This is a genomic window from Peptoniphilus sp. oral taxon 836 str. F0141, from assembly GCF_000179335.1.
Lineage (GTDB): Bacteria > Bacillota > Clostridia > Tissierellales > Peptoniphilaceae > Peptoniphilus_A > Peptoniphilus_A lacrimalis.
The window spans coordinates 42,877-69,794 of record NZ_AEAA01000121.1 but is presented as its reverse complement, the minus strand read 5'-3'; the positions used below and the strand labels follow the sequence as shown (position 1 = coordinate 69,794).

General features: G+C 31.1%; 37 protein-coding genes and 1 pseudogene. 36 read left to right on the top strand and 2 right to left on the bottom strand.

From position 1 onward, the window contains the following. The first annotated feature begins 1 nt into the window (after position 1). From rplE to HMPREF9131_RS06525, 26 genes are all read left to right on the top strand, one after another. The gene (gene rplE, locus HMPREF9131_RS06650; RefSeq protein WP_004824842.1) at positions 2 to 547 is read left to right on the top strand and encodes a 50S ribosomal protein L5; all 546 of its coding nucleotides are present in this window, start codon (positions 2 to 4) and stop codon (positions 545 to 547) included. Between the two features lie 15 nt (positions 548 to 562). After that, positions 563 to 748, top strand: a complete 186-nt coding sequence (locus tag HMPREF9131_RS06645; protein ID WP_004824746.1) for a type Z 30S ribosomal protein S14 — start codon at positions 563 to 565, stop codon at positions 746 to 748. A gap of 27 nt (positions 749 to 775) precedes the next feature. Beyond that, on the top strand, positions 776 to 1,171 hold the full coding sequence (gene rpsH, locus HMPREF9131_RS06640) for a 30S ribosomal protein S8 (protein ID WP_004824857.1): 396 nt from the start codon (positions 776 to 778) through the stop codon (positions 1,169 to 1,171). Positions 1,172 to 1,185: 14 nt separating this feature from the next. Beyond that, a complete protein-coding gene (rplF, locus tag HMPREF9131_RS06635) occupies positions 1,186 to 1,722 on the top strand; it encodes a 50S ribosomal protein L6 (protein WP_004824788.1) in 537 nt (178 codons plus the stop codon). A 14-nt stretch (positions 1,723 to 1,736) separates the two neighbouring features. After that, positions 1,737 to 2,099 (top strand): 50S ribosomal protein L18, encoded by a 363-nt coding sequence (gene rplR / locus HMPREF9131_RS06630; protein ID WP_009346077.1) that lies wholly within the window; start codon positions 1,737 to 1,739, stop codon positions 2,097 to 2,099. 13 nt (positions 2,100 to 2,112) lie between these two features. Then, entirely contained in the window at positions 2,113 to 2,619 is a 507-nt protein-coding gene (gene rpsE, locus HMPREF9131_RS06625) for a 30S ribosomal protein S5 (protein ID WP_004824808.1), read from the top strand. Between the two features lie 8 nt (positions 2,620 to 2,627). Further along, positions 2,628 to 2,804 (top strand): 50S ribosomal protein L30, encoded by a 177-nt coding sequence (gene rpmD, locus HMPREF9131_RS06620; RefSeq protein ID WP_004824843.1) that lies wholly within the window; start codon positions 2,628 to 2,630, stop codon positions 2,802 to 2,804. Positions 2,805 to 2,817: 13 nt separating this feature from the next. Continuing rightward, on the top strand, positions 2,818 to 3,267 hold the full coding sequence (rplO, locus tag HMPREF9131_RS06615) for a 50S ribosomal protein L15 (RefSeq protein ID WP_004824835.1): 450 nt from the start codon (positions 2,818 to 2,820) through the stop codon (positions 3,265 to 3,267). Then, positions 3,267 to 4,547, top strand: a complete 1,281-nt coding sequence (gene secY, locus HMPREF9131_RS06610) for a preprotein translocase subunit SecY (RefSeq protein ID WP_009346092.1) — start codon at positions 3,267 to 3,269, stop codon at positions 4,545 to 4,547. The genes rplO and secY overlap by 1 nt, the downstream gene beginning before the upstream one ends. Positions 4,548 to 4,555: 8 nt before the next feature. After that, positions 4,556 to 5,197: an adenylate kinase gene (locus tag HMPREF9131_RS06605; RefSeq protein WP_004824785.1), complete on the top strand. Its 642-nt coding sequence runs from the start codon at positions 4,556 to 4,558 to the stop codon at positions 5,195 to 5,197. Positions 5,198 to 5,205: 8 nt separating this feature from the next. Further along, the gene (locus tag HMPREF9131_RS06600; protein ID WP_004824854.1) at positions 5,206 to 5,460 is read left to right on the top strand and encodes a hypothetical protein; all 255 of its coding nucleotides are present in this window, start codon (positions 5,206 to 5,208) and stop codon (positions 5,458 to 5,460) included. Positions 5,461 to 5,476: 16 nt separating this feature from the next. Continuing rightward, complete coding sequence (infA, locus tag HMPREF9131_RS06595) at positions 5,477 to 5,695, top strand: translation initiation factor IF-1 (protein WP_004824847.1); 219 nt, start codon at positions 5,477 to 5,479, stop codon at positions 5,693 to 5,695. Positions 5,696 to 5,713: 18 nt separating this feature from the next. Continuing rightward, the gene (rpmJ, locus tag HMPREF9131_RS06590; protein ID WP_004824776.1) at positions 5,714 to 5,827 is read left to right on the top strand and encodes a 50S ribosomal protein L36; all 114 of its coding nucleotides are present in this window, start codon (positions 5,714 to 5,716) and stop codon (positions 5,825 to 5,827) included. Between the two features lie 11 nt (positions 5,828 to 5,838). After that, complete coding sequence (gene rpsM / locus HMPREF9131_RS06585; RefSeq protein WP_004824824.1) at positions 5,839 to 6,201, top strand: 30S ribosomal protein S13; 363 nt, start codon at positions 5,839 to 5,841, stop codon at positions 6,199 to 6,201. Positions 6,202 to 6,215: 14 nt separating this feature from the next. Next, positions 6,216 to 6,611: a 30S ribosomal protein S11 gene (rpsK, locus tag HMPREF9131_RS06580; protein WP_004824807.1), complete on the top strand. Its 396-nt coding sequence runs from the start codon at positions 6,216 to 6,218 to the stop codon at positions 6,609 to 6,611. 43 nt (positions 6,612 to 6,654) lie between these two features. Beyond that, a complete protein-coding gene (locus HMPREF9131_RS06575) occupies positions 6,655 to 7,602 on the top strand; it encodes a DNA-directed RNA polymerase subunit alpha (RefSeq protein WP_004824798.1) in 948 nt (315 codons plus the stop codon). Between the two features lie 12 nt (positions 7,603 to 7,614). Beyond that, on the top strand, positions 7,615 to 7,956 hold the full coding sequence (gene rplQ, locus HMPREF9131_RS06570) for a 50S ribosomal protein L17 (protein ID WP_004824815.1): 342 nt from the start codon (positions 7,615 to 7,617) through the stop codon (positions 7,954 to 7,956). Positions 7,957 to 8,132: 176 nt separating this feature from the next. Continuing rightward, positions 8,133 to 9,038, top strand: coding sequence for an SAM-dependent methyltransferase (locus HMPREF9131_RS06565; RefSeq protein ID WP_009346087.1), 906 nt, complete (start codon positions 8,133 to 8,135; stop codon positions 9,036 to 9,038). Between the two features lie 127 nt (positions 9,039 to 9,165). Beyond that, the gene (locus tag HMPREF9131_RS06560; protein ID WP_255348614.1) at positions 9,166 to 9,462 is read left to right on the top strand and encodes an HU family DNA-binding protein; all 297 of its coding nucleotides are present in this window, start codon (positions 9,166 to 9,168) and stop codon (positions 9,460 to 9,462) included. Between the two features lie 43 nt (positions 9,463 to 9,505). After that, the gene (locus HMPREF9131_RS06555; protein WP_009346059.1) at positions 9,506 to 9,748 is read left to right on the top strand and encodes an RNA-binding S4 domain-containing protein; all 243 of its coding nucleotides are present in this window, start codon (positions 9,506 to 9,508) and stop codon (positions 9,746 to 9,748) included. A 223-nt stretch (positions 9,749 to 9,971) separates the two neighbouring features. Next, entirely contained in the window at positions 9,972 to 10,286 is a 315-nt protein-coding gene (locus HMPREF9131_RS06550) for a septum formation initiator family protein (protein ID WP_004824851.1), read from the top strand. Between the two features lie 18 nt (positions 10,287 to 10,304). Beyond that, positions 10,305 to 10,697, top strand: a complete 393-nt coding sequence (locus HMPREF9131_RS06545) for a S1 RNA-binding domain-containing protein (protein ID WP_004824875.1) — start codon at positions 10,305 to 10,307, stop codon at positions 10,695 to 10,697. 58 nt (positions 10,698 to 10,755) lie between these two features. After that, positions 10,756 to 12,078 carry a tRNA lysidine(34) synthetase TilS gene (gene tilS, locus HMPREF9131_RS06540; RefSeq protein ID WP_009346078.1) on the top strand — a complete coding sequence of 441 codons (1,323 nt, stop codon included), beginning with the start codon at positions 10,756 to 10,758 and terminating at the stop codon, positions 12,076 to 12,078. Further along, positions 12,065 to 12,598: a hypoxanthine phosphoribosyltransferase gene (gene hpt, locus HMPREF9131_RS06535; RefSeq protein WP_004824754.1), complete on the top strand. Its 534-nt coding sequence runs from the start codon at positions 12,065 to 12,067 to the stop codon at positions 12,596 to 12,598. The genes tilS and hpt overlap by 14 nt, the downstream gene beginning before the upstream one ends. Positions 12,599 to 12,613: 15 nt before the next feature. Next, complete coding sequence (ftsH, locus tag HMPREF9131_RS06530) at positions 12,614 to 14,551, top strand: ATP-dependent zinc metalloprotease FtsH (protein ID WP_004824814.1); 1,938 nt, start codon at positions 12,614 to 12,616, stop codon at positions 14,549 to 14,551. A gap of 106 nt (positions 14,552 to 14,657) precedes the next feature. Beyond that, entirely contained in the window at positions 14,658 to 15,143 is a 486-nt protein-coding gene (locus HMPREF9131_RS06525) for a small multi-drug export protein (protein WP_009346041.1), read from the top strand. A 46-nt stretch (positions 15,144 to 15,189) separates the two neighbouring features. Here HMPREF9131_RS06525 and HMPREF9131_RS06520 read toward each other — a convergent pair whose 3' ends face one another. After that, on the bottom strand, positions 15,190 to 17,664 hold the full coding sequence (locus HMPREF9131_RS06520) for a transglycosylase domain-containing protein (protein WP_009346038.1): 2,475 nt from the start codon (positions 17,662 to 17,664) through the stop codon (positions 15,190 to 15,192). A 142-nt stretch (positions 17,665 to 17,806) separates the two neighbouring features. Then, on the bottom strand, positions 17,807 to 18,340 hold the full coding sequence (locus HMPREF9131_RS06515; RefSeq protein ID WP_004824806.1) for a biotin transporter BioY: 534 nt from the start codon (positions 18,338 to 18,340) through the stop codon (positions 17,807 to 17,809). Between the two features lie 118 nt (positions 18,341 to 18,458). Between HMPREF9131_RS06515 and HMPREF9131_RS06510 the strand changes: the two genes are divergently transcribed. From HMPREF9131_RS06510 to HMPREF9131_RS06465, 10 genes and pseudogenes are all read left to right on the top strand, one after another. Further along, positions 18,459 to 19,232 (top strand): type III pantothenate kinase, encoded by a 774-nt coding sequence (locus tag HMPREF9131_RS06510; RefSeq protein ID WP_009346074.1) that lies wholly within the window; start codon positions 18,459 to 18,461, stop codon positions 19,230 to 19,232. Positions 19,233 to 19,240: 8 nt separating this feature from the next. Continuing rightward, the gene (locus HMPREF9131_RS06505; RefSeq protein WP_009346063.1) at positions 19,241 to 20,173 is read left to right on the top strand and encodes a tRNA-dihydrouridine synthase; all 933 of its coding nucleotides are present in this window, start codon (positions 19,241 to 19,243) and stop codon (positions 20,171 to 20,173) included. 108 nt (positions 20,174 to 20,281) lie between these two features. After that, entirely contained in the window at positions 20,282 to 20,755 is a 474-nt protein-coding gene (gene greA, locus HMPREF9131_RS06500) for a transcription elongation factor GreA (protein WP_009346032.1), read from the top strand. 8 nt (positions 20,756 to 20,763) lie between these two features. Then, on the top strand, positions 20,764 to 22,686 hold the full coding sequence (lysS, locus tag HMPREF9131_RS06495) for a lysine--tRNA ligase (protein WP_009346086.1): 1,923 nt from the start codon (positions 20,764 to 20,766) through the stop codon (positions 22,684 to 22,686). Positions 22,687 to 22,749: 63 nt separating this feature from the next. After that, positions 22,750 to 23,031 (top strand): CD1845 family protein, encoded by a 282-nt coding sequence (locus tag HMPREF9131_RS06490; RefSeq protein WP_001267200.1) that lies wholly within the window; start codon positions 22,750 to 22,752, stop codon positions 23,029 to 23,031. Positions 23,032 to 23,114: 83 nt separating this feature from the next. Beyond that, positions 23,115 to 23,888, top strand: a complete 774-nt coding sequence (locus tag HMPREF9131_RS06485; protein WP_009346095.1) for a replication initiator protein A — start codon at positions 23,115 to 23,117, stop codon at positions 23,886 to 23,888. Beyond that, on the top strand, positions 23,885 to 24,712 hold the full coding sequence (locus HMPREF9131_RS06480; protein WP_009346055.1) for an ATP-binding protein: 828 nt from the start codon (positions 23,885 to 23,887) through the stop codon (positions 24,710 to 24,712). Before HMPREF9131_RS06485 ends, HMPREF9131_RS06480 begins: the two co-directional genes overlap by 4 nt. Then, the gene (locus HMPREF9131_RS06475) at positions 24,705 to 25,190 is read left to right on the top strand and encodes a PcfB family protein (RefSeq protein WP_000606600.1); all 486 of its coding nucleotides are present in this window, start codon (positions 24,705 to 24,707) and stop codon (positions 25,188 to 25,190) included. The genes HMPREF9131_RS06480 and HMPREF9131_RS06475 overlap by 8 nt, the downstream gene beginning before the upstream one ends. Next, positions 25,187 to 25,921 carry a phage antirepressor Ant gene (locus tag HMPREF9131_RS06470; protein WP_009346082.1) on the top strand — a complete coding sequence of 245 codons (735 nt, stop codon included), beginning with the start codon at positions 25,187 to 25,189 and terminating at the stop codon, positions 25,919 to 25,921. Before HMPREF9131_RS06475 ends, HMPREF9131_RS06470 begins: the two co-directional genes overlap by 4 nt. Beyond that, positions 25,914 to 26,909 (top strand): annotated as a pseudogene (locus tag HMPREF9131_RS06465) (type IV secretory system conjugative DNA transfer family protein); the annotation flags it as partial. The gene HMPREF9131_RS06470 and the pseudogene HMPREF9131_RS06465, both read left to right, overlap by 8 nt. Positions 26,910 to 26,918: the final 9 nt, after the last annotated feature.

The window sequence follows — 26,918 nt, the reverse complement described above, 5'->3', positions numbered from 1 at the left end:
CATGACTTCAAGATTAAAAGAAAAATATGATAACGAAGTTGCCGGCTACCTAATGGACAAATTCGGCTACAAAAACAAAATGCAAGTGCCACGTCTAGAAAAAGTTATTTTAAATATTGGACTTGGAGAAGCAAAGGATAATCCTAAGGTTCTTGAGTCAGCTATAAATGATCTAACTGTAATAGCGGGACAAAAACCAGTTGTAACACTTGCCAGAAAATCAATAGCTAATTTTAAGCTTCGTGAAGGTCATAAAATTGGCGTTAAAGTTACATTAAGAGGTCAAAGAATGTATGATTTCCTTGATAAATTAATGAACGTTGCACTTCCTAGAGTAAGAGACTTTAGAGGAGTTAAGGCAAATGCTTTTGATGGTAGAGGAAATTATTCTCTAGGACTTAAAGAACAATTAATATTCCCTGAAATTGAATATGATAAAGTAGATGCAATTAGAGGAATGAACATTGCTATAGTTACGACTGCACAAACTGATGAAGAAGCTAAAGCGTTCCTTGAAAAAATGGGAATGCCATTTGCCAAGAATTAGGAATGGAGGAATTTTGTGGCTAAAAAATCATTAATTGCAAAGCAAAAGAGGAAACAAAAATTTTCAACTCGTGAATATAGCAGATGTAAAATTTGTGGAAGACCTCATTCTGTTTTAAAAAAATATGGAATTTGTAGAATTTGTTTTAGAGAACTGGCTTACAAAGGACAAATTCCTGGTGTTAAAAAAGCTAGTTGGTAAACCCAAGGTGAAAGGAGGCAAACTGATATGATGACAGACCCAATCGCGGATATGCTTACAAGGATAAGAAATGGTAACCATGCAAGACATAAATCTGTTGACATTCCAGCTTCAAATATTAAAAAGGAAATAGCAAAAATCCTATTAGATGAAGGATATATAAAAAATTATGACCTTGTAGAAGATAACAAACAAGGAATTATTAAGATAGATTTAAAATATGCACAATCTGGCGAAAGAGTTATCTCTGGAATTAAGAGAATCTCAAAACCGGGCCTTAGAGTTTATGTTAAGTGCGAAGACGTTCCTAAAGTTCTAGGTGGACTTGGAATAGCAATAATCTCAACATCTAAGGGTATCATTACAGATAAAGTTGCAAGAGAAAAGGGAGTTGGCGGAGAAGTAATCTGCTACATTTGGTAATTGGAGGTGAAACAATGTCCAGAATCGGAAAAAAACCTATAGTTATCCCTAAGGGCGTAGAAGTTAAAATTGATAAAAACACTATTGAAGTTAAGGGACCTAAGGGAAGTCTGGTTGAGTCTTTTGACAAATCCATGACTTATGAATTAGAAGATGGAGTTCTCACAGTTTTAAGACCAAATGATAGCAAGAAAATTAAAGCACTTCACGGTCTTACTAGAACTCTTATATATAATATGATTATCGGAGTTACAGAAGGATATAAGAAAGAATTAGAAATAGTTGGTACTGGTTATAGAGCTAGTAAAAATGGTAAGAAATTAGCTTTAACACTTGGTTTCTCACATCCTCTTGAATTAGAAGATCCTAAGGGAATTGAAGTCGAAGTTCCATCTGCAAACTCAATTATAATAAAAGGAAATAATAAGCAACAAGTTGGAGCTTATGCAGCATATATTAGAGAATTTAGACATCCTGAACCTTATAAAGGAAAAGGTATCAAATATGTTGATGAACACATCAGACGTAAGGTCGGAAAAACAGGTAAGTAGAAAGGTGATTTAACGTGTTAAAGAAAATAGATAAAAATGCAAATAGAATAAAAAGACACAAGAGAATTAGAAGACATCTTTCTGGAACTGCTAGTAAACCAAGACTATCTGTTTTTAGGTCAGATGCTCACATTTATGCACAAGTTATAGATGATGATTCAATGAATACTATCGTTAGTGCATCAAGCTTAGATAAATCTTTAAATTTAGAAAGTACTAAGAATATTGAAGCAGCTAAGGCAGTTGGTAAAGATATAGCTAAAAAAGCTCTTGAAAAAGGTATAGAAGAAGTTGTTTTTGATAGAAGCGGATATATATATCACGGTAAGATAAAAGCTCTTGCAGAAGCTGCAAGAGAAGAAGGACTTAAATTCTAAAAAGGAGGGACAAATGGAACGTTCATTAATTAATGCGGCAGAACTTGATTTAGAAGATAAAGTTGTATCTATCAATAGAGTAGCCAAAGTAGTTAAAGGTGGTAGAAATTTTAGATTCTCAGCTCTAGTAGTTGTAGGAGACCATAACGGACACGTTGGCGTAGGTACAGGTAAAGCTCTTGAAGTTCCTGAAGCTATTAGAAAAGCAACACAAGATGCTAAAAAACACATTATTAAAGTAAACTTATTGAAGACTTCAATCCCTCATATGGTTATAGGAGAATTTGGAGCCGGAAGAGTATTCTTAAAACCAGCTCACGAAGGTACTGGCGTTATAGCCGGAGGAGCTGTGCGTGCAGTTTGCGAACTTTGTGGTATAACTGATATACGTACAAAGAATCAAGGAAGCAATAATGCAAGGAATACTGTAAATGCAACAATTGAAGCTTTAAAAAAATTAAAAACTGCAGAATCTGTTGCTAAGTTAAGAAATAAATCTGTTGATGAAATTTTAGGGTGAGGTGTTTTATGAGTACTTTAAAAATAAAATTAGTTAAAAGCCCTATAGGAAAAATTCCAGTTCATAGAAAAACTATTAAGGCTCTTGGTCTTAATAAATTAGGACAAGTAGTCGAAAAAAATGACACTCCTCAAATTAGAGGAATGATAAAACAAGTTGAATATATGCTTGAAGTAGAAGAATGAGGAGGTGTGCCCAGTGAAATTACATGACTTAAAACCGGCAGCAGGCGGTGGAGTTAAAGCTAGAAAAAGAATTGGTAGAGGTATCGGTTCTGGAACTGGTAAAACTTCTGGTAGAGGTCAAAAAGGTCAAAATTCAAGGTCTGGTGGTGGAGTAAGACCAGGTTTTGAAGGTGGCCAAATGCCTTTATTTAGACGTCTTCCAAAAAGAGGATTTACAAATATATTTAAAAAGCAAACGCAAGCAGTTAATGTTTCTGATTTGAATCGTTTTGAAGAAGGAACAGAAGTAACAAAAGATCTTTTAATACAAGAAGGATTAGTTAAAAAGTCAAAAGCAAAAGATGGAGTAAGAATTTTAGGTAACGGAGAATTAAACGTAAAACTTAATGTTAAAGCAAGCCATTTCTCTGCGTCAGCTAAAGAAAAAATTGAGGCCTGCGGAGGAAAGGCTGAGGTGATTTAATGCTTTCCACCTTTAAAAATGCTTGGAAAATTCCTCAATTGAGGAAGAAAATGCTCTTTACACTTTTTATGCTTCTACTTTATAGATTAGGAAGTCATATTGCTGTTCCTTTTATGAACACTTCAGTAATTGAGCAATTATTTAACGGTGCAAATGCTTCTCTTTTTGCCTTTATGGATTTAATGGCAGGAGGAAATTTTAGAAACTTTACAATTTTTGCTTGTAATATATATCCATATGTTACAGCTTCAATTGTACTTCAACTTTTAACAATAGCTATCCCTTCACTTGAAGCTTTAGCAAAAGAAGGAGATACAGGTCGTAAAGCTATAGCAAAATATACTAGATATCTTGCAATAGCAATTGCTGCTGTACAAGCAGTAGGATATACTTTTGGAATATTTAGACAAGCTGTTAATGCAACAACTTACTTGGAATATTTTACAATTATAATTTCTATAGTAGCTGGTTCTACAATTCTTATTTGGATTGGTGAACAAATTACAGAACATGGAATTGGAAATGGTATTTCAATATTAATCTTTGCTGGTATCGTAGCAAGATTTCCTGTTGATATATTCCAATCAATAGCTCGTGTTAGAGCTGGACTTGCTAGCTCTATATATCTTTGGATATTCTTAGTTTTAGCTATTGCAATTTGTGTATTTGTTGTAATTCTTAATGAAGGTGAAAGAAGAATTCCAGTACAATATGCAAAAAGAGTAGTAGGACGTAAGATGTATGGAGGTCAAGCAACACATATTCCTATTAAAGTTCTTTTAACAGGAGTTATGCCTATTATCTTTGCTAACTCACTATTAGCAATACCATCAACAGTAGCTATGTTTACTAAAAACGAAGCTACTAGAAATTGGATTACAAAATGGTTATCACCATCAGGTGGTCCTGGTGTAGTAATTTATGTATTATGTTCAGTAATATTAATTATATTCTTTACATTTTTCTATACTACAATTCAATTTAACACAGTGGAATATTCAAAGAATATGCAACAAAATGGTGGTTTTATTCCAGGAATAAGACCAGGTAAACCGACTAGTGAGTATTTACAAAGGTCATTAAATAGATTAGTATTACCGGGAGCAATTGCACTTGCAATACTTTCAGTATTACCTACAATATTAACAAAGATTTCAAATCTTCAATTTAATTATGGTGGAACAAGTATTATTATCGTAGTTGGTGTAGTATTAGAAACAACAAGAGTTCTTGAGCAACAATTGTTAATGAGAAACTACAAAGGATTCTTAAGAAAATAGGAGGAATTATGAGACTCGTTATATTAGGTCCTCCAGGGGCCGGTAAGGGTACGCAAGCCGATTTTATCGTTAAGAAATATAATATAGTTCATATCTCAACAGGTGATATTTTTAGAGAAAATATTAAAAATCATACAAAACTAGGAGAAAAAGCAAAATCGTATATGGATAAAGGACTTCTAGTTCCTGATGAATTAGTTATAGATTTAGTTGAAGATAGGCTGGCAAAGGATGATTGTAAAGATGGATTTCTTTTAGATGGTTTTCCTAGAACAGTAGCTCAAGGAGTTAGCCTTGATGCAATTTTAGATAGACAAGATAAGTCCTTGACTAAAGTTATAAATATTGATGTTAAACCAGAAATCCTTATTGAAAGGGCTGTAGGTAGACGTGTATGTAAATCATGTGGCAGCACTTTCCATATAAAATATAATCCTCCTAAAGAAGATGGCATTTGTGATAATTGTCATGAAAAGCTAATTCAAAGAGATGATGATACCGAAAATACTGTTAAAACTAGAATTAAAGTTTATTTTGAACAAACAGCTCCATTGATTGATTATTATAAGGCTCAAGATTTACTTCTTAATATTAATGGAGAAAGTGATATAAAGAAGGTATTTGACGATATAGTTCAAGGTCTAAGTTAGGTGAAATAATGGAGAGGACAATATCTCTTGAAAGGGGACAAATTGTAAGATCCAAAAAAGGTAGAGATGAGGGAGAAATATTTATCATTTTGGACATTATTGATGATAAATATGTCTACCTTGTTGATGGAAAATTAAGAAAGCTATGTAAACCTAAAAGGAAAAAGGTAAAACATCTTTATATATATAAGGCAGTAGTTGAGTTGGACGTTGAAAATTTCAATGATGCCTATATTAGAAGAGTTCTGTTATCTTATAGCTAAAGGAGGATACCTATATATGGCTAAAGAAGATGTAATTGAAGTAGAAGGCGTAGTTGTTGACGCATTACCGAATACTAATTTCAAAGTTAAGCTTGAAAATGGACACATTATACTTGCCCATATTTCAGGTAAATTGAGAATGAATTATATAAGAATTCTTCCTGGAGATAAGGTGACAGTTGAGCTTTCACCTTATGACCTAACTAGGGGAAGAATTACATGGAGAAAGAAATAATCCCGTAAGGAGGTTACAATGAAGGTTAGACCATCAGTAAAGAAAATGTGCGAAAAATGCAAAATTATCAAAAGAAAAGGAAAAGTAATGGTAATTTGCGAAAATCCCAAGCATAAACAAAGACAAGGCTAAGGAGGTAGATTATGGCAAGAATAGCCGGTGTGGACTTACCAAGAGAAAAAAGAGTTGAGATTGGCTTAACTTATATTTTCGGTATTGGTAGAAGCAGATCACAAAAAATTCTAAAGGATGCAGATGTTAATTTTGACACTAGAGTTAAAGATTTAACAGAAGCTGAACTTGGAAGAATTAGAGATGAAATTCAAAAATACCATGTAGAAGGTGATTTGCGTAGAGATGTTGCTATGAACATCAAAAGACTTCGTGAAATCAACTGCTATCGTGGTCGTAGACATAAAGCCGGTCTTCCTGTAAGAGGACAAAAGACCAAAACTAATGCAAGGACAAGAAAAGGTCCTAAAAAATTAATTGCAAAGAAGAAGTAAGGAGGTATATATAAATGGCAAAAAAACAAAGAGCTACTCGTGTAAAACGTCGTGCTCGTAAAAATATTGAAAAAGGTCAAGCTCATATAGCCTCTACATTTAATAACACTATGGTTACTTTAACCGACACAAACGGAAATGTAATTTCATGGGCAAGTGCCGGTCAATTAGGATTCAGGGGCTCTAGAAAGTCAACACCATTTGCAGCTCAAGAAGCTGCAGCTGAAGCAGCTAATAAGGCAAAGGAACATGGATTAAAATCTGTTGATGTATATGTAAAAGGTCCAGGTAGCGGAAGAGAAGCTGCTATAAGGTCTTTACAAGCATCAGGCCTTGAAGTTACCATGATAAAAGATGTAACTCCAATTCCACATAACGGATGTAGACCGCCAAAACGTAGAAGAGTTTAATGGAATTAGTTAGTAATATATTACTAAACTAGAGGAGGTACCCATGATAGAAATAGAAAAGCCTAAAATTACTATTGATAAGCTGGATGATTCCGGAAAATACGGAAAATTTATAGTGGAACCCCTTGAAAGTGGATATGGAATTACTATTGGAAATTCTTTGAGAAGAGTTCTTTTATCCTCTCTACCAGGGGCTGCTGTTTCATTTATAAATATTCGTGGTGTGGAACATGAATTTGACACTATTCCAGGAGTTTTAGAAGATGTTCCAGAAATTATTTTGAATGTTAAATCCATTGTTTTCAAAATGGAAAATGATGAACCTGTAAAGCTAATTATAGAAAAATCAGGTAAAGGAGAAATAACTGCTGGAGATATTATTCTTGAACCCAGTGTAAGTGTTGTAAATCCTAACCATCATATTGCAACTTTAAATGAAGATGCAGATGTTTATATTGAAATGACAGTAGAAAAAGGTCGTGGTTATGAGCCTTCTGAATTAAAAAAAGATGAAGTAACTCAAATTGGAATAATACCGGTGGACTCAAATTATTCTCCGGTTAGAAAAGTTAATTGGAAAGTTGAAAACACAAGGGTAGGTCAAAGAACAGATTATGACAGACTTATTCTTGAAGTTACGACAGATGGTTCAATGAAAGCTGATGAAGCAACATCATTGGCAGCAAAAATTTTAACAGAACATTTAGACTTATTTATTGGTCTTATAAATCATGTTGATGAAGTTAATATTATGGTTGAAAAAGAAGAAGACCAAAGTGAAAAAGTTAAAGAGATGACAGTTGAAGAATTAGACCTATCTGTAAGAAGTTTCAATTGCTTAAAAAGAGCGGGTATCAATACTGTTGGGGAACTGACAAATAAAACTGAAGAAGATATGATGAAAGTTAGAAACCTTGGTAAAAAATCTTTGGAAGAAGTGGTTTCTAAATTACAAGAAATGAATCTATCTCTGAAAACTGAAGAAGATTAAAAGGAGGTACTAATGGCAGTACAAAGAAAACTTAACCGTAATTCTAGCCACAGACGTGCTATGTTAAGAAATCTTGTTACCTCACTTCTAAGAGAAGAAAAGATTGTAACAACTGTTACAAGAGCTAAAGAAACAAGAAGAATTGCTGAAAAAATGATTACTCTTGGAAAGAGAGGAGATCTTCACGCAAGAAGACAAGCACTCGCATATATTTTTGACGAAGATACAGTAACTAAGGTTTTTAATGAATTAGCCGAAAAATATGCTGACAGAAACGGCGGTTATACAAGAATAATTAAAATGGGACCAAGACGTGGTGACGGAGCTGAAGTTGCAGTTTTGGAACTTGTATAAATTATTTAATTAAAATTTATAATATTATATTTAGGGAGACTAGGGCTTAGTCTCCTATTTTTGTATTCACTATATTAGTAAATATTAATGTTAATAAATTTGATCATGCAGTTAAATTTGAAAATTAATTAACCATCTTATATAATAAGGTAAAAATATATGGTGTAGGAGAATTTATGATAAATGTAGTTGGCTTAGGAGCAACTGATGAGAATGATTTAACTTATAAAGCTCTTAAAATTATTAATAATGGTAAAAAAAATTTTTTGAGAACGGACAAGCTTGATGCTGTCAATTATTTTAAAGATAATAATATATCTTATTCTTCTTTTGATTATGTTTATGAGGAAGATGAGAACAAATCTTTCGAGGATGTTTATAATGAAATTGTATCGTCTTTACTTGAGGAGGAAAATAAGTGGGGAGAAATAAATTATTTTGTTCCAGGTAATCCTTTTGTTGCTGAAAAGACAGTTGAACTTTTAAGAAAGAATACTAAAACAACGATAACAAGTGGTATAAGTTTTATTGAACCAATATTAAGTGCTGTTGGTAGAGATGCTGTTGATGGTCTTTTATTTCTCGATTATGATTTTAATATTTATGATTTAAACCCTGATATGGATATCATTATAACTCAGATTTATAACAGGCGTATAGCTTCGGATGTTTCTTTAAAACTTCAAGAAATTTATCCACCACAAAGTGATGTAACTTTTATCAAAGATGCTGGCTTAAAATCTCAATATCTTGTAAATTGTAAAGTATTTGAATTATCTAGAATTGAGGATATCAATCACAGATGTGCTCTATATATTCCAAGAAGTGAGAGATTTATTTATGGTCAAATGAAAAAAGCATTATTAAATTTTATAGATGAGTCAAACTTATCTTATGACAAAAAATCCTTTGAAGTAATTAAAGACAAGGCAAGGGATATTATTAAAAATCTCGATAATAATGATGATGATTCAGCTTTTCAGTTTTATTTTTATGCAATTTTGTTAAGTGAGTTGGCAAATATTGAAGGATATTATAATAAATATGATATTTTTGAAAAAATATTAGAAAAAATGAGATAAAATAGGGATTTTTTTCAATTAGGTCTAGAAAAAAGACTAAACTTAGGTTATAATTTATACAGTCTTACTTTTAGAGCAGGCTGGAATGCTCTTTATTTTATAGATTATAAAGACTATAAAAATATTAATCTTCGAGGAGGATGTTATGAACAAACAAGAATTAGTAGCAAGCATAGCTACAAAAAGCAGTTTAACTAAAAAAGATGCTGAAAAGGCTCTTAATGGTTTCTTAGCTTCAGTTGAAGAAGCTTTAGCAAAAGGTGAAAAGGTTCAATTAGTTGGATTTGGAACTTTTGAAGTTAGACAAAGAAAAGCTAGAGAAGGAAGAAATCCAAGAAACCCAGAAGAAGTTATCAAGATTCCTGCTTCTAAAGCACCAGTATTTAGATCAGGCAAAGCCCTTAAAGAAGCTGTTAATAAGTAATCTTAACTAAGAAGGCCTTTGTGCCTTCTTTTTTTTAAAAATTATGCGTATAGATAAGTATTTAAAAAATTCTAGAATTATAAAAAGAAGAACTGTGGCAAAATCTGCCTGTGATAAAGGCTTAATTAAAATTAATGACAAAATTGCCAAAGCTGGTGATGAAGTTGTGATTGGCGATATTATTGAAATTAAGCTTGGTACTAAAGAGATTTTAGTTAAGGTATTATCAGTAAATGACAATGTTTCTAAAGATGAAGCTTCATCTATTTATGAAAGGATAAATTAAATTGTCAAATCTTTCAAACATTTCTTTTATTTTTTTGTTTGCAACAGGAATTATCATTACTTTTTTAACTTTAAGAAAAAATGAAGATTTAAGTTTGATTTTCATTTTTATTGTTTTGATTATAGTTATTTTCTACATGATTTGAGATATTTATGTTAAAAATTTTTAATTTATATCTTTACAATTCTTCGCTTTTCTGTAATAATTAACTTGGAGGTTAGACATGAGAACTAGGAGAAAAAGCTTCCCATTAATTTATGCAATCATTATTTTGATTACTCTTATATACTTTGCTTTCTCTATGAGTAAATCAATTGGATTAAGAAACCAAAAACTAGAGATATTGTCTGAAAATCGTAGAGAGATTAGTAGTTTAAATAATGATATCAAAAATTTAAAGAGGGAAATTAACAATGCTGATACAATTGAGTTTGTTGAAAAAGTTGCCAGAGATGATTTGGGAATGGTAAAACCTAGGGAAATTGTGTATATTGACAAGAGTAAAGGAAGTTCTTTTAATCTCCATAGGCAAAATTAACAGGAGGATAAATAGTTTATGAGCTTAGCTGTAGGCGATGTTGTAGAAGGTGTGGTATCAAATCTAACTAAGTTTGGTGCTTTTGTGAATTTAGATAGCGGATTGACAGGTTTAGTACATATTTCGGAAATTTCTGATACTTTCGTAAAGGATGTTTCTGATGTTTTAGAAACTGGTCAAAATGTGAAAGTAAAAGTTCTTTCAATTGATGATAAGGGTAAAATAGCTTTATCAATCAAAGCCTGCATTGAAAAAAAGCCTGTACAGATAAATACTGAAAAGGTTGGTATAAATACTGAGTTTGAAGATAAATTAGCCAAGTTTTTAAAAGATAGTAACGAAAAATTGGAACAAAAAAGATCTAGGGAAAAACAAAAGACTAAGGGTAACAGGTCAAGGAATAGATTTTAATTTGAGTATAAGGACCTTTTTATGGGTCCTTATTTGTTTTTATTATTAGGATAAAATAATGGATAAAATTTTTTATGATAAAATTAAAGAAGAAAAAACCATAGAAAAAAATGATAGACTGCTTCTTGCAATTTCAGGAGGTCCTGATTCTATGTATCTTCTCTACAATGTCATAGATTTGAAGAAAGAATTTAATTTAGATTTATTAGTTTGTCATGTAAATCACGGTATCAGAGAAAATGCAAAAAATGATGAAAATTTTGTAATAGATATTTGCAAAAAGTTTAATATTAATTATAATATAAAACATGTTAATATGAATGAATACGCAAAGGAAAATAATATGAGTGCTGAGGAAGCTGGTCGTTTTCTAAGATATGAATTTTTTAAAGAGAATGCAGATGGCAGAAAAATTCTTACTGCTCATAATTTAAATGACCAAGCTGAAACTATTCTTACAAGGATTTTTAGAGGAACTGGGGTAAAAGGTTTGGCAGGAATCTTACAATTTAATAATAATATTGTAAGACCTATCTTAAATATCCCAAGGTATCAGATAGAGGATTATTTAAATAAGAATAATCTTAAATATGTGATTGATGAAACTAATTTAAAAAGTGACTATACAAGAAATCGCATAAGGATTGAGCTTATACCTTATATTGAAAAATATTTCAATCCCAATATAGTTAATACTCTAAATAGATTATCTATTAATGCCAGGGAAGAAAAAATCTATCTTGATACTATCATAGAAAAAGAATATAGAAATTCTTTTAAAGATTATTACTTTAATGTAACTTATCTTAAAACTCTTGATAAATTTATTTGCCAAGAAGTGATTAAAAAATTTTTAGAAGAAAATTTTCCTTCTTTTGTAACAAGAAAAATCATAATTGATATTTATATGTTATTGTTTAAGAATTCTGGAACATCTATAGATATATCAAAAAATATTAGGGCTAGAATCTCTTATGATAAACTATTAATAGAAAAGTATCAAAAAATTAATTATGAATCTTTGTATTTAAATTGTGGAGATAATCATAGTGATTTTGGTATAATTACACTTAAGGATAATATTTATAAAAAAGATAGATTTAACGTTTCTATTGATAAAGATAAAATAAAGGGTAATTTATATGTTCGTTCAAGAAAAAAAGGCGATAGATTTACTCCAATGGGTATGAAATCAAATAAAAAATTAAAAGATTTTTTTATAGATAAGAAAATTGATAGGGAGAAAAGGGACTCTATCGGGCTTATTTGCGATGATGAAAATATTATTTGGGTCATCGGATATGGAATAAATGATAAATATAAAATTACTGAATTTAGCAAAAATATTCTTAACATGGAGGTAAAAGATGACAGAAATTAAAGAAATTCTTTTTACTAGGGAAGAAATCCAAAAAAAAGTTCAAGAATTAGGTAAAATTATAAGCAACGATTATAAGGGTAAAAAACTTATATTGGTGGGTATTTTAAAAGGAGCTGTTCCTTTTATGGCTGACTTAATGAGAGAAATTGATCTGGATTTAGAATATGATTTTATGGATGTTTCTTCATATAGCGGAACAACATCTGTAGGGGAAGTTAGGATACTAAAGGATATTTCTACACATATTGAAGGTAAAGATGTACTTTTTGTAGAAGATATTATTGACACAGGTTTAACTTTATCATATTTGACAGACCTTTTTAAGAGTAGGGCGGCTAATAGCGTTGCTATTACTACTTTACTTTCAAAACCCAAGAGAAGAAAAATTGATATTTATGTTAAATATATTGGATATGAAATTGAGGATAAATTCGTTGTAGGATATGGTATGGATTATAATGAAAAATTCAGATCATTACCATATATTGGTGTCCTTGATGAAAGTATTCTTCATAAATAGAGGAGGAGATATATTTTGAAAAAAAGAATGGGGGGAACAATATTTTATATTGTCCTAATCATTTTATTATTTGCTACAATTAGATATTTTAGACCACCTGAACAAACTGTTGAGGAAAAAAGTGTTACTGAGTTTGTACAAGAATTAAAAAATAATAATGTTGTATCTATTACCATGGAAGAAGGTACTAATACTATAGCTCATGTTAAATTGAAAGATGACACAAGATTTATAACACTTTTACCTGATTCAGCCTCACAAGACCTTTTTAATTCATATATTTCCGATAAGGTTTCTAAGGGTGAAATTAAATATAATCTGCAACCTAAAAAAGTAACACCTTTTTATTTTGACCTCATCCCATCATTTTTGATGATAGGTGCACTGATATTTATTTGGTATAGGATTATGCAACAAAATAGTGGTGGAGGTAAGATGTCATCATTTGGAAAATCTAAAGCTAAGTTAATCAATAAAGATTCAAAAAAATTGATTACCTTTAAGGATGTTGCAGGTTTAGTTGAAGAAAAAGAAGAACTTGGAGAAATTGTTGATTTTCTGAAGAATCCAAAAAGATTTACTGAAATGGGGGCAAGAATACCTAAGGGTGTTTTACTTGTAGGTCCTCCAGGAACTGGTAAAACTTATCTTTCTCGTGCAGTAGCAGGAGAAGCTGGAGTTCCATTTTTTATAATGAGTGGTTCAGATTTCGTAGAAATGTTTGTAGGTGTTGGTGCATCGAGAGTTCGTGATTTATTTGAAGCTGCTAAGAAAAATGCACCTTGCATAATTTTCATAGATGAGATTGATGCTGTAGGTCGTAGACGTGGTGCTGGACTTGGCGGAGGTCATGACGAAAGGGAACAAACCCTTAACCAATTATTAGTAGAAATGGATGGATTTGGAACTAACGAGGGCGTTATTGTAATGGCAGCAACAAATAGGCAGGATATACTTGACCCTGCACTATTAAGACCAGGTAGATTTGATAGGATGGTTTATGTTGGTAAGCCTGATATTCGTGCTCGTGAAGCAGTTTTGAAAGTTCATTCTAAAGGTAAAAAGCTTGCAGAAGATGTTGATTTAAGACTTATTGCAAGGAGAACACCTGGATTTACCCCAGCAGATTTGGAAAATCTTATGAATGAATCAGCTTTACTTGCTGCTAGAAATGGCAACGCAAGAATAACAATGGAAGATGTTAACGAAGCTTCTATAAAAGTTCAAGCGGGACCAGCTAAAAAATCAAGAGTAGTTTCAGATAAGGAAAGAAAATTGACAGCTGTTCATGAATCAGGTCATGCTATAGTGTCACAATTTTTACCAGAAGAGCATCCAGTTCATATGATTACTATAATTCCTAGAGGACAAGCTGGAGGATTTACAGCATATGCTCCTGAGGATGATGCTTCCTTCGTAACTAAGGGTATGATGGAGTCACAAATCGTATCATTATTAGGCGGACGTGTGGCAGAATCTTTAGTTTTAGATGATATTTCTACTGGAGCATCTAATGACATACAAAGAGCTACACAAATAGCGAGGTCTATGGTTACGACATATGGTATGAGTGATAGACTTGGTACAATTAATTATGACTCAGGTGACAATGAAATATTTGTTGGCAGAGATTTAGGCCGTGAAAGACCTTATTCAGAAAGGACTGCAGCTGAAATTGATGAAGAAGTAGCAAGAATTATTAATGAAGCATATATAAAATGTAGAAATATATTGAAAGAAAATATGCCTAAGTTATTAAGACTTTCTAACGCTTTATTAGAAAAAGAAACTGTCTACAGAAAGGAATTCTTAGAAATTTTCTATGCAGATGATGAAAAAAATAAAGAAATTGTAAAAAAACAAGAAGACCAACAAGAAGAAAGTATTCTTCAAGATTCAGCACTCGATAAAGATACTTTTCAAGAAAAAGACAGTCCATTAGAAGATAAATAAATATTTAATTTTTGAATGCCTCAACATCAGTTGGGGTTTTCTTTATAGAAAATTAATTTTTATGTGATATAATTTAAAAAACTCTAATGAAAGTGAGAAAATATTAATGTTTGATTCATTAGCCCAAATAATTGAGATGTATTTACCAAGAGAACTTGCCGTAATGGTTTTGGCAATGCTTCCATATTTGGAATTGAAAGGGGCAATACCTTTTGGTATATCATTAAATTTGAAATATATAACAAGTTTTACCTTTGCATTCTTAGGATCAATAATACCTTCACCTTTTATTATTTTTTTTGTAAACAAAATCATCAAAAAAATTAAAAAGAAGGATAAATTTAGTATCTATATAAAAAAATTAGAAACTAGGATTAGGATAAAGGGGAGTAAAATAAAGAATTCAGGTATATTAGGCTTATTTATTTTTGTTATGATACCTTTACCGGGAACAGGAGTTTGGTCTGGGTCTTTGTTAGCAGGTCTATTTAACTTAAACACAAAAAAGTCTTTATTAGTTATAATCTTAGGTAATTTTTTTGCTGGGATTATAATAACACTATTAAGCTCAAGTATACATAAATTATTGTAAATAAAGACTCATGAAAGTTTAGATTTTCATGAGTCTTTAAAAAGTATTAATTCTTCTTATCTTTATTATTAGAGTTTGAATTTACATTATTATTGTTATCAGATTTTCTTCTCTTTCTTTTCTTATGAGAATTTTCATCGTTTGAATTTTCATTCTTTTTATCAATGTTGTTATTATTGTTGTCTGATTTTTTCTTTTTAGGCTTTTGTGATTCTTCGTCATCATCATTATCATCCCAATACAACTTGCTTGTGTAGTGAGGTTCTGTTCCATCTGCGAAAAGTTCTCTTCTGCCATTTACATATTTTGTATAAATTCCGTCAGGTTCCTCAAAATCTTTATCATCAAGACCTTCATGAACTTTTTTCATTATTTCCTTCCATAGGTAAGCAGCTCTATCAGAACCAAAATGCAAGGTTTGATTTTTGTCACATCCAATCCAAACAGAAGCTGTGTAGTAAGGAGTATAACCACAGAACCAAACATCTCTTTTATCAGTAGTTGTACCTGTTTTTCCGGCTACTGGCATTCCTCTGAAACTTGCATTTCTACCAGTACCTCTTTTTACAACATCTTTTAAAATATCAGTTAAAATATAAGCATTTTGCTTTGAAGTAATTTCCTTTTCATCAACGTCAGCCTTGTAAATAGTGTCGCCATTATTAGAAAGAATCTTGCTAATTAAAATAGGTTTCGAATATTTACCCTCATCAGCAAGAGTTGTATATGCTCCAGCCATTTGTAAGGGGCTTATTCCATGAGTCATACCACCAAGTGCAAGTGGAGAGAAACTCATATCATTTGTCAGTATAGTGTTTGGTTTAGATGGGTCTGGTTTAACTATAGATGTTATTCCAATACTTTCAAGAGTATCTACTACTTTATTTATTGATTCTTCATCATTATATACTTTAGGATAAGTTGAAAACTTATTACTTTTTGAATTCTTATCTACAGAAATATCTCTTAATACTTGGAAAGCACCAACGTTAGAGGATCTTATTACTAAGTTTCTAACTGTTGTCCATCCACGATAAGAATTTGCATTATTTCTCGGTGGGTTATTGAAGCCAGCACTTTTAGGTATTGGTGAATCTAAAAATACATCACCAGCAGTAGTACCATTATTAAAAGCTGTAAGGTAAACTGAAATTGGCTTGATAGAAGAACCAGGCTGTCTTTTTACTGTCGCCCTATTTAATAGTTGGCCACCACCGACTCCACGACCGCCAACTAGAGCTTTAACTTCATGAGTTTTTTGGTCAATAATAACACAGGCTACTTGAGGTTGGACTACACCAGATTTATCTGTGAATGAACCTCTATAATATTGTGGGTCAGCAACGGTTTCTTCTAATATTTTTTGAATTTCCATATTCATGGGGGTATAAATTTTAAGACCTCCATTGAATAGCTTGTTGTGCGCTTCCTCGTCACTATAACCAAGTTTTAAAAGTATTCCCTTAACTTCTTTTTGAACTAAATCAGTGTAGAAGGAAGAAATTCCATATTCACGTCTTTTTCCAATTTTTATTGTTATATCTTCATTTAAAGCTTTGTTATAATCATCTTCAGTAATGAGCTTTTGCTCAAACATTTTTTTCAAAACACGAGCTTGCCTTGTTTTGGCATTAGGATTAAATACTGCCTTATATGGAATATAGGTATTGTTTTTAATTTGAATCAAATCAAAACTATCAATTTTTCCAAGTTCCATTAACTTTTCAGAAAAATTAATTAAATTTTCTGGATTTTCATAGTTGGAATTAACATTAGGTCTTAAAACTACCTGAACATTTTCAGGGTCATCCTCTGCTTGAATTTCAGCATAATTATAAGGAGTGAATTCTTCTGGTCTATTAGTAACCCCAGCTAGCAGGGCACATTCTGCCAAAGATAAGTCCGAAACATCCTTATCGAAAAAAGAATGAGCAGCAGCTCCAACTCCAATAGTACCTTTAGAAAAAGATGCACAATTTAGGTAGGCTTCCAAGATTTGTGGTTTTGTAAGATTAGCTTCAATTTGATAAGCATAATAAATATCTGTTAATTTTCTTGGAATACTTTTAGAAGAAGATGTGTATAGATTCTTAGCAAGCTGCATTGTTATTGTTGAGGCACCTTGCTCCATGGACCTTGTTTTTATATCATGGACTAAAGCCCCTAAAACTCTTCTAAAATCAACAGCATTATGCTCGTAAAATCTTTCATCTTCAATTGCCACAAAGGCATTGGATAAATATTTGGGGAATTTATCCATAGGTACGAACTCACTGAATTCATCGTCGACCAAAGTTTGTATTAGCTGGTCATCATCAGAATAAATTCTCGATGTTTCAGCCATTATAGTCCTATAATTTGTAGGGTCAATTTCTGGTGATTTTTTAAAAATACCTAAAACAAGGGTTGTAACTATTGTTCCTACAAAGATAATAACTGCGAGAATTAATAGAAGTAAAATTTTAAAAATACTTGATAATTTTATTATTCCGTGAGGTTTATTATTACGGTTTTTATTCATAGATAACCTCCTTGTCAAATATTATAACATGATTTGTAAAAAATATATAATTAAAAATTGTAGTTATTAAAAGTTTTGATATAATAAATAAGAATAAAAAAAGACTGCATAAGCAGTCAATGAAGTATAAAGTATAAGTATTTTATAAAGCTCTTCTAATCTTTGGAGCAATTAAAGCTGCAATAACAGCTTTTCCTAAGTCGGGAATTAAGAAAGGAATCATCCCAACTGTAAATACTTTAGATGCGGTCATTGGAGTTCCTACCACTTTTGTAAGAATGACATACATGTAAGGAAGACCAATTGCATAAAAAATAACTTCTCCAATAATAAGAGCTATTAAAATTTCTGTAAATTTTGTTTTTCCGTGAGCTAGTTTAGAAATTACAAAGGCACCTATTATAAAGGCTATTAAAAATCCAAAAGTAGGTGAGAATATGTAATTTATACCTCCTTTAAATCCGGAAAATATTGGTAAACCAACAAGTCCTAGTAGGACATAGGATAATACACTTAAGGCTGCATATTCAGGTAAAAGTAATAAGCCTGCCATAAAAACAAAAAAGTTTTGTAAAGTGAAGGGTATGGGTCCAATAGGAATACTGATAAAGGCTCCTATGGCAATAAGTGCTGCCAAAAGTGCTGTTTTAGTTAAGTCTTTTGTTTTAATTCTCATAAATACCTCCCTGAATTATTGTATTTAATGTTTACCTAAATGTCAATAGAGTTAACTTAAATAATTTGATTTTACTTTTTGGGGTATTAATTAATATAAAATTTTGAAGGTGATAAAAATGTTATTAGTAATTGATGTAGGAAATACCACAATTGTATATGGAGTTTATAAAGATAATGAGTTAGTTCATGATTTCAGAATTTCAACTGATAAGATAAGAACTAGCGATGAATATGGATTGATTTTCATGAATTCATTAACTCATTCAAATATAGACCCATCTGTCATATATGATGTAATAATTTCATCAGTAGTGCCAAACTTAACCCATACCTTATCCTCAATGTCTATTAAGTTCTTCAACAAAAAGCCGACTTTCGTCAGCTCAGAGCTTAAATTAGGACTTAATATTAATTATGATAATCCAAAGGAAGTAGGAGCTGATAGGATAGTAAATGCTGTTGCGGTTATTAAACTCTATAAAATACCCGCAATTATTATTGATATTGGAACTGCAATGACTTTTTGTATAATAGATGAAGATAAAAATTATCTTGGTGGAATGATTCTTCCAGGTATAGGAATATCATCAGAAGCTCTTTTCCAAAGAACTTCCAAACTACCCAAGATAGAAATTATTAAGCCTGAAGTTTTAATATCACCAAATACAGTAGGTGCAATACAGTCAGGTCTTTATTATGGTTATACAACTATGCTTGATGGAATTATAGAAAAAATTTTAGAAAATAAAAATTGGAGAAATGATGAAGTTTCAATAATTGCTACTGGTGGTTTTTCTAATCTTTTATGTTCAGATTCTAAGTATAATATAATTATAAATAGAGATTTAACTTTGGAAGGTTTAAAAATTATATACGATATGAATAATTAGGTGATACTTTGATTAAATTTTTCATGGCTCCAATGGCAGGATATACAGATAGAGCCTTTAGACAATTAATCTATGAAAATGGACTAGACCATGCAGTTACAGAAATGGTTTCTGCAAAGGCCTTGTGTTTTAATGACAGAAAAACTCTTGAACTTCTAAAAAAATTTCCTGGAGAAAAAAATACAGGTGTTCAGATTTTCGCCTCTGATGTCGAATCTATTTCTAAAGCTTCATATTTATTAAATGATTTTGATTTTTCTTATATAGATATTAATATGGGCTGTCCAGCTCCTAAAATTGTAAAAAATGGTTGCGGATCAGCCTTGATAAAAAATCCAAACCTAGTTTATGAATTGGTTAAGGGTGCAGTTAAAAATTCAAACAAGAAGATTAGTATAAAGACTAGAAAATCTTTCGATAACACCCTATCTCTTGATATAATTAGAGCCGCCCAAGATGCAGGAGCCTTTGCAGTTACTGTTCATCCACGCTCAAGAGAAGAATATTATAAAAATAAAAGTGATTGGCAATATTTAATTAAGATCAAAAAATTCTTAACTATACCTCTTATAGGTAATGGGGATATTTTAACTGTTGAAGATGCTTTATATAAAATAAAAAAATATGATGTTGATGGTATAGCAATAGGTAGGGGTGCAATTGAAAATCCTTTAATTTTTTCACAAATTAAAAAAGCTTTAAAGGGTGAAAAATATGAAGAATTAAATTTTAATCAGAGGATTGATATATTATTAAGGCATTTATATTTGGAAGTTAATTATAAGGGACAAAGACAGGCAATCCTAAATATGAGAAAAACTTATGCTTATTATTTAAAAAATTTAAAAAATTCTAAAGAAATTAGGAATAAATTAAACGTTGAAAATGATTATACAAATGTCGTAAAAATTTTAGAAGAATATAGGGAACAAATGCGATAATTTAAAAGATTCTTGACTTTTAGGGCTACATTTACTATAATTAATTACATTAAATTGACTGATAGGCGTTTAGCGCCTTATTTTTTATACAATAGAGGAGAGATATTAGTGGATAAAGATATATTTTTTACTCCTGAAGGTTTGGAAAAAATCGAAAATGAAATCGAATACTTAAAAACTGTCAGAAGAAAAGAAGTTGCTGAAAGAATTAAAGTTGCTTTAGGATATGGTGACTTGTCCGAAAATTCCGAATACGATGAAGCTAAAAATGAACAAGCTTACGTTGAAGAAAGAATAGCAAAACTTGAAATGATGGCAAGAAATGCCAAAGTTATTGATGAAAAAGATTTAAACCACGATATGGTTAATGTTGGTTCAACTGTTGTGGTTAAAGATTTAGATTCAGGAGATGAAGATGAATATACCATAGTTGGATCTGCCGAAGCAGACCCATTATCAGGAAAGATTTCTAATGAATCTCCAGTTGGTGCTGGACTTATAGGATTAAAAGTTGGAGATATAACTGAAATAGAAATCCCTGACGGAATTATAAAGTATAAAGTTTGTGCCATTAGTTTTTAGGAGGAACTATGAAAAATACAAATAAAGATAATCTAAATGAAATTCTTGTTATGAGAAGACAAAAACTTGAAGAATTGAGAAAAGAAAATAAAGATCCCTTTATTTTTGAAAAATATGATGTAGACTCCTATTCAAAAGATATTCAAGATAATTTTGAAGAATTTGATGGGAAAGATGTTTGTATCGCTGGTCGTGTGATGAGTAAAAGAAGACACGGCAAAATTTGTTTTTTGGACTTACAAGATTACAAGGGACGTATTCAAGTTTTTGCTAGAAAAGATATCCTTCTTGAAAATTATGAAGACGTTAAGGGTCTTGATATGGGAGATATAATTGGAGTTAAGGGTAAAGTTTTCAAAACTGAAGCTGGAGAAGTTACAGTTAATGCAGAAAAACTTGATCTTCTTTCTAAATCTCTTCAAATTTTACCGGAAAAATTCCACGGACTTAAGGACCCAGACTTAAGATACAGACAAAGGTATGTAGATTTAATAGTTAATCCGGAAATTAAAGAAGTATTTTTAAAGAGAACTAAGATTATAAAAGCGATAAGGCAATACCTTGATGATAAAGGATTTATTGAAGTTGAAACACCAATCCTTGGTACAGTAGCTGGTGGAGCTAATGCTAGACCATTCTTAACTCATCACAATACTCTTGATATTGATATGCAACTTAGAATAGCCAATGAACTATTTTTAAAAAGATTAATTGTTGGTGGTTTTGATAAGGTTTATGAAATGGGAAAAATGTTTAGAAACGAAGGAATGGACACTAGACATAATCCTGAATTTACTAACATAGAACTTTATCAAGCTTATGTTGACATGGATGAAATGATGGCTATAACAGAAAATATTTTTGAATACGCAGCTCAAAAAGTCTTAGGAACAGATAAAATAACTTACCAAGGCACAGAAATTTCTTTAAAAGCACCATGGAGAAGAATGTCAATGATTGAAGCTGTTAAAGAATATGCAGGGGTAGATTTTGACAAGGTACAAACGGATGAACAAGCTCAACAACTTGCAAAAGAAAAAGGCGTAGAAGTCGAAGAAGGATCAAGCTGGGGTAAAATCTTATCAGAATTTTTTGAAACATTCTGTGAAGAAAAATTAGTTCAACCAACATTTATAACTGGTCATCCAGTAGATATTTCACCACTTGCTAAAAAGGATCCAAAAGACACAAGACTTACAAGAAGATTTGAAGCCTTTATTAATACATGGGAATTTGCTAATGCTTTTTCAGAACTTAATGATCCAATAGACCAAAGAGAAAGATTTGAAGCCCAAGTTCGTGAACATGAAAAGGGAGATGAAGAAGCTCATCCAATGGATAGCGACTTTATTAATGCAATAGAAGTTGGTCTTCCTCCAACAGGTGGTTTGGGAATTGGTGTCGATAGAATGATAATGTTATTAACTGATCAACCAAGCATAAGAGATATAATATTATTCCCAACAATGAAGCCAATAGGCTTAGAAAAGGCAGAAAATGGGGGTTTTTCAAAAGAAACTTACGAAACTTACGACAAACTTACGACAGAAGAAATTGACCTTTCAAAAGTGAAAGTTGAACCATTATTTGAAGATATGGTAGACTTTGAAACTTTCTCAAAATCTGATTTTAGAGTTGTAAAGGTTAAATACTGCGAAGAAGTTCCTAAGTCAAAAAAACTTTTGAAATTTACATTAGATGATGGTTCTGAAAAAGAAAGAGTTATTTTATCTGGTATTAAGGAATATTACAGCGCAGAGAGCTTAATTGGAAAGACACTACTTGCAATTTGTAATCTTCCTCCTCGTAAGATGATGGGAATCGACTCAGAAGGTATGATTATATCTGCAATTTGTGAGTATGACGGTGAAGAAAAACTTAACTTAATAATGCTGGATGATAATATTCCAGCAGGATCAAAATTATATTAAAGGACACGCTAATTATGAAACTGGGGTTTGTTATGAATCCCAGTTTAATTTTTAGGAGTATGTATGAGATGGATAATTAGAATAATTTTATTACCGATAAGATTAGTGTTGAGTTTGCTCATAGCTTTTTTAACCTTCATATTAAGTTTGAGTACTGCGTTGTTAAGCGTAGTTTCTACTTTGATTTTTATAATTGGAATAGCTAGCATTTTTCAAGGAGACAAGCAAATTGTAATTGAAGCACTAATATTAGCATTTTTATTTAGTCCATTTGGATTACCTAAATTAGGTATATATGTTATTGGATTATTAGAATTATTAAACTATACAATAAAATCAATTTGAAGAAAAATAAATATAAGACAACCGTAGACGATAGAAAGCAATAATTCTGTCGTCTTTTTTTATTTCAAAGAAAGGAGGTAGGAATGAATTTTGATTATTTTTATAATAGGCAATCTGAAATGTATAACTTCATTAGGTTGCCTATGGTATTAATGGAAGATGAAATTTTTGAGAGCATTTCTATTGAAGCTAAAGTTTTGTATTCATATATGCTTAATCGAATGGGTCTTTCATATAAAAATGGCTGGATAGATGAAGACGGAAAAGTCTTTATTTATTACACAATTGAAAGTATAAAAGATCAATTTAATTGTGCAAGTGAAAAAGCAAATAAATTAATAGCTGAACTTGATATTAAATCAGGGATAGGACTGATTGAAAAGAAAAGACAAGGACTGGGAAAGCCTAACAGAATTTATGTTAAAGACTTTATGAGCATATTTAATAATATGGAATTAAAAAATCAAGAAGTTCGAAAAACAAAATTCCAGAAGTTCGATAATCGAAATTCAAGAGATTCGAATATCGAAAGTCAAGATTTTCGAAAATCGGAAGGTAACTATAACAATATTAGTAATAATGAGTTAAGAAATAATGATTTTAGTAAAGGGCAAAAACCTTATGGAATATATAAAAATATATTTTTGACTGATGAAGAATATAAGGACTTAACAAATGAGTTAGGAAGTAGAATTAATGAATACATTGATAGATTATCGTCATATATGAAAGCAAATAACAGAGAATATCAAGACCACAAGGCAACGATAATTAATTGGTATCTTAATGATCAGGCAAAAAACGTTAATGACAAGTCAACAAGAAAAATGAATTATGATATAGGAGAGAGTTTATGACAAGTTTAAAAGATTTTGTATTAAGAGAAAATGATATTGAAAGAAATGGGCATATCTATTGCAAGGTATGCGGTAAAAGAGTCGATGGAGAATTACTTGACCTTGGCTTTACAAAGTTTATTCCCAGAATTAAATGCGAATGTGAAATAAAAAGAGATAAGGCAAATGAAGAAAGAGAAAGACTGATGAAAATATCATCATTGAAAAGAGATTGCTTCTCATCGCCGCTCCAACACCAATATACTTTTGAGAAATACTTAAATGAAAAAGGTCAAGCTTTCAAGGTTGCTTACAATTATGCTAAAAGTTTTGAACAAATGAAGGAAGACAATGTTGGACTTTTATTTTATGGAGATGTTGGCAGTGGAAAAACTTACCTTGCTTGTTCTATTGCAAATGAATTAATTGAAAGAGAACAAGTTAAAGTTAAGATTATGAATTTATCTCAGGTTATAAATCAAATACAAAAATCTGCATTTAAGCTAGATTCAAATGAAATTATAGATAACCTATCAAACATTTCGTTGTTAATTTTAGATGACCTTGGAATTGAAAGGGATACATCTTATGCAAGAGAACAAGTATATAACATTATAAACTCAAGATACTTAAAGGGTAGGCCGACAATTTTTACTACAAACTTATCATTGGAAATTATTCAAAATCCAGACATTGACCTTGAGTATCAGAGAATATATTCAAGAATACTTGAAATGACAATACCAGTTAAAGTTACGGGAGAAGATTTTAGAAGAAAAATCCATCAAGAGAAGTTAAGAAAATACAAAGAGTTACTTTTATATGGAGGTGGAATAGATGATTAATGAAGAAGTATCAAGGTCAAGTCTTAATCTTGAAGTAAGACTTGCAAAAGCAACAAGTAAAGCAATTCTTGATGCCTTAAAGAAAGTACACAAGCAAATAGAAGAACAAGGAGGTTTGAAAAATGTAATAAAAAATAACGGAGAAGAAGTAAAACTAAAAGATATGGTTAAAAAGGGACAGTTAGAAGAAATTAATCTAAAAGATCCTGAGTTAAAAGAACTAAAGAAAATTTTAAATAAACACGGAGTGAAGTTTTCTGTTATGAAAGATAAGGAAACTGGTAACCACTCTGTGTTTTTTCAATCTAAGGATATAAAAGTAATGGAACACGCCTTTAAAAAAGCAGTTAAGGCTTCTGAAAGAAAGGCCGATAGAAAAGATTCAATAACGAAGACTATAAATAAGTTTAAAGATATGGCTAAGGACACCATTAGTAAAGATAAAGTTAAAAATAAACATAAGGAGCAAAGCTTATGATAAGTAATCTAAAAACATTTGAAAATAAAAATTTTGGGAAACTCACTGTTATAGAAAAAGACGGTGAGTTTTTCTTTATAGCAAATGAAGTAGCAACTATGCTAGGATATGTCAATCCAAGAAAAGCTGTTTATGACCATGTAGATGAAGAAGATAAGGGTGTAACGAAATGGAACACCCCTGGAGGAATACAGAATATTTCAATAATTAACGAATCAGGATTGTATTCACTTATCCTCTCATCAAAACTACCACAAGCAAAAATATTCAAAGCTTGGGTAACTAGAGAAGTCTTACCAAGTATTAGAAAGAATGGAGGATATATATTAGGGCAAGAAAAGAAAACTAATGAAGATCTACTTGCAGATGCAATTCTTGTAGCCAATAGAATTATTGCCGAAAGAGAAGAAGAAATTGAAGAATTAAGACCAAAGGCAGATTATTATGATAAATTAGTAGATTATAACCTACTTACAAACTTTAGAAATACTGCCAAAGAGTTAGGAATACCACAAAATCAGTTTATAAGTTTTCTAATGGATAAGGGATTAATTTATAGAGATAAGAAAAAGAAGCTATTACCTTATGCAGATAAGAACAAGGGATATTTTGAAGTCAAGGAATGGGTTGATCCACTAGGCACACTTGTAGGCATACAAACATTGATAACACCAAAGGGAAGACACTACCTACTAATTTTATTAGATAGTGAAGGTTTCTACCATGAATAAGATATTGGAAGCCATTCTTTCTGATATTAAAAACCTAATTAAAATAGACAACCCAAAGAAATTTATATTATCAAACATTCCCTATCTATCATTCTTCTATATTGGAAATATTTTTTCTAAGCACATCAATTCTTATGTAGGAGGAGATATTATTGATAGAATAATGGTGGGAATTTCTGATATAGGAACTTTATCCTATATACCAAGTATTAATCCAAGGGACTTGTTAGTAGGTATTTCAGTTGCTGGTCTTGTAAAGTTAATTGTTTATAGTAAAGGTAAAAATAAAAAGAAATATAGGCAAGGCAAGGAATATGGATCTGCAAGATGGGGAGAAAGCAAGGATATTGCTCCATATATTGACCCTAAGTTTGAAAACAATGTTCTTATAACTAATACTGAAAGACTTACAATGAACTCAAGACCTAAAAACCCTAAATATGCTAGAAATAAAAATGTATTAGTAATAGGAGGTTCTGGATCAGGTAAGACAAGATTTTATGTAAAGCCAAATCTAATGCAAATGCACTCTTCCTATGTAGTAACAGACCCTAAAGGTACACTTGTGTTAGAGTGTGGAAAAATGCTATATGAAAATGGATATGACATAAAGATTTTAAACACAATAAACTTTAAAAAATCTATGAAATACAATCCCTTTGCATACTTGAGAAGTGAAAAAGATATTTTAAAACTTGTCCAAACAATTATCGCCAACACCAAGGGAGATGGAGAAAAGGCAGGAGAAGATTTTTGGGTAAAGGCTGAAAAGTTATATTACACTGCCCTCATCGGTTATATCTATTATGAAGCACCAGAAGAAGAAAAGAACTTTAAGACACTTTTGGATATGATTGACGCAAGTGAAGTCAGAGAAGATGACGAAACCTATATGAACCCAATTGATAGGCTCTTTGAAGCTCTTGAAAAGAAAGATCCAAGTCATTTTGCAGTTAAGCAATATAAGAAATATAAACTGGCAGCAGGAGTAATAGAA

Bases quoted from the DNA above. Each gene is read 5' to 3' on its own strand.
- rplE (WP_004824842.1), top strand. From the start codon at position 2: ATGACTTCAAGATTAAAAGAAAAATATGATAACGAAGTTGCCGGCTAC.
- rpsH (WP_004824857.1), top strand. From the start codon at position 776: ATGATGACAGACCCAATCGCGGATATGCTTACAAGGATAAGAAATGGT.
- rplF (WP_004824788.1), top strand. From the start codon at position 1,186: ATGTCCAGAATCGGAAAAAAACCTATAGTTATCCCTAAGGGCGTAGAA.
- rpsE (WP_004824808.1), top strand. From the start codon at position 2,113: ATGGAACGTTCATTAATTAATGCGGCAGAACTTGATTTAGAAGATAAA.
- rpmD (WP_004824843.1), top strand. From the start codon at position 2,628: ATGAGTACTTTAAAAATAAAATTAGTTAAAAGCCCTATAGGAAAAATT.
- secY (WP_009346092.1), top strand. From the start codon at position 3,267: ATGCTTTCCACCTTTAAAAATGCTTGGAAAATTCCTCAATTGAGGAAG.
- HMPREF9131_RS06605 (WP_004824785.1), top strand. From the start codon at position 4,556: ATGAGACTCGTTATATTAGGTCCTCCAGGGGCCGGTAAGGGTACGCAA.
- HMPREF9131_RS06600 (WP_004824854.1), top strand. From the start codon at position 5,206: ATGGAGAGGACAATATCTCTTGAAAGGGGACAAATTGTAAGATCCAAA.
- infA (WP_004824847.1), top strand. From the start codon at position 5,477: ATGGCTAAAGAAGATGTAATTGAAGTAGAAGGCGTAGTTGTTGACGCA.
- rpmJ (WP_004824776.1), top strand. From the start codon at position 5,714: ATGAAGGTTAGACCATCAGTAAAGAAAATGTGCGAAAAATGCAAAATT.
- rpsM (WP_004824824.1), top strand. From the start codon at position 5,839: ATGGCAAGAATAGCCGGTGTGGACTTACCAAGAGAAAAAAGAGTTGAG.
- rpsK (WP_004824807.1), top strand. From the start codon at position 6,216: ATGGCAAAAAAACAAAGAGCTACTCGTGTAAAACGTCGTGCTCGTAAA.
- HMPREF9131_RS06575 (WP_004824798.1), top strand. From the start codon at position 6,655: ATGATAGAAATAGAAAAGCCTAAAATTACTATTGATAAGCTGGATGAT.
- rplQ (WP_004824815.1), top strand. From the start codon at position 7,615: ATGGCAGTACAAAGAAAACTTAACCGTAATTCTAGCCACAGACGTGCT.
- HMPREF9131_RS06565 (WP_009346087.1), top strand. From the start codon at position 8,133: ATGATAAATGTAGTTGGCTTAGGAGCAACTGATGAGAATGATTTAACT.
- HMPREF9131_RS06555 (WP_009346059.1), top strand. From the start codon at position 9,506: ATGCGTATAGATAAGTATTTAAAAAATTCTAGAATTATAAAAAGAAGA.
- HMPREF9131_RS06550 (WP_004824851.1), top strand. From the start codon at position 9,972: ATGAGAACTAGGAGAAAAAGCTTCCCATTAATTTATGCAATCATTATT.
- HMPREF9131_RS06545 (WP_004824875.1), top strand. From the start codon at position 10,305: ATGAGCTTAGCTGTAGGCGATGTTGTAGAAGGTGTGGTATCAAATCTA.
- tilS (WP_009346078.1), top strand. From the start codon at position 10,756: ATGGATAAAATTTTTTATGATAAAATTAAAGAAGAAAAAACCATAGAA.
- hpt (WP_004824754.1), top strand. From the start codon at position 12,065: ATGACAGAAATTAAAGAAATTCTTTTTACTAGGGAAGAAATCCAAAAA.
- HMPREF9131_RS06525 (WP_009346041.1), top strand. From the start codon at position 14,658: ATGTTTGATTCATTAGCCCAAATAATTGAGATGTATTTACCAAGAGAA.
- HMPREF9131_RS06520 (WP_009346038.1), bottom strand. From the start codon at position 17,664: ATGAATAAAAACCGTAATAATAAACCTCACGGAATAATAAAATTATCA.
- HMPREF9131_RS06515 (WP_004824806.1), bottom strand. From the start codon at position 18,340: ATGAGAATTAAAACAAAAGACTTAACTAAAACAGCACTTTTGGCAGCA.
- HMPREF9131_RS06510 (WP_009346074.1), top strand. From the start codon at position 18,459: ATGTTATTAGTAATTGATGTAGGAAATACCACAATTGTATATGGAGTT.
- lysS (WP_009346086.1), top strand. From the start codon at position 20,764: ATGAAAAATACAAATAAAGATAATCTAAATGAAATTCTTGTTATGAGA.
- HMPREF9131_RS06490 (WP_001267200.1), top strand. From the start codon at position 22,750: ATGAGATGGATAATTAGAATAATTTTATTACCGATAAGATTAGTGTTG.
- HMPREF9131_RS06485 (WP_009346095.1), top strand. From the start codon at position 23,115: ATGAATTTTGATTATTTTTATAATAGGCAATCTGAAATGTATAACTTC.
- HMPREF9131_RS06480 (WP_009346055.1), top strand. From the start codon at position 23,885: ATGACAAGTTTAAAAGATTTTGTATTAAGAGAAAATGATATTGAAAGA.
- HMPREF9131_RS06475 (WP_000606600.1), top strand. From the start codon at position 24,705: ATGATTAATGAAGAAGTATCAAGGTCAAGTCTTAATCTTGAAGTAAGA.
- HMPREF9131_RS06470 (WP_009346082.1), top strand. From the start codon at position 25,187: ATGATAAGTAATCTAAAAACATTTGAAAATAAAAATTTTGGGAAACTC.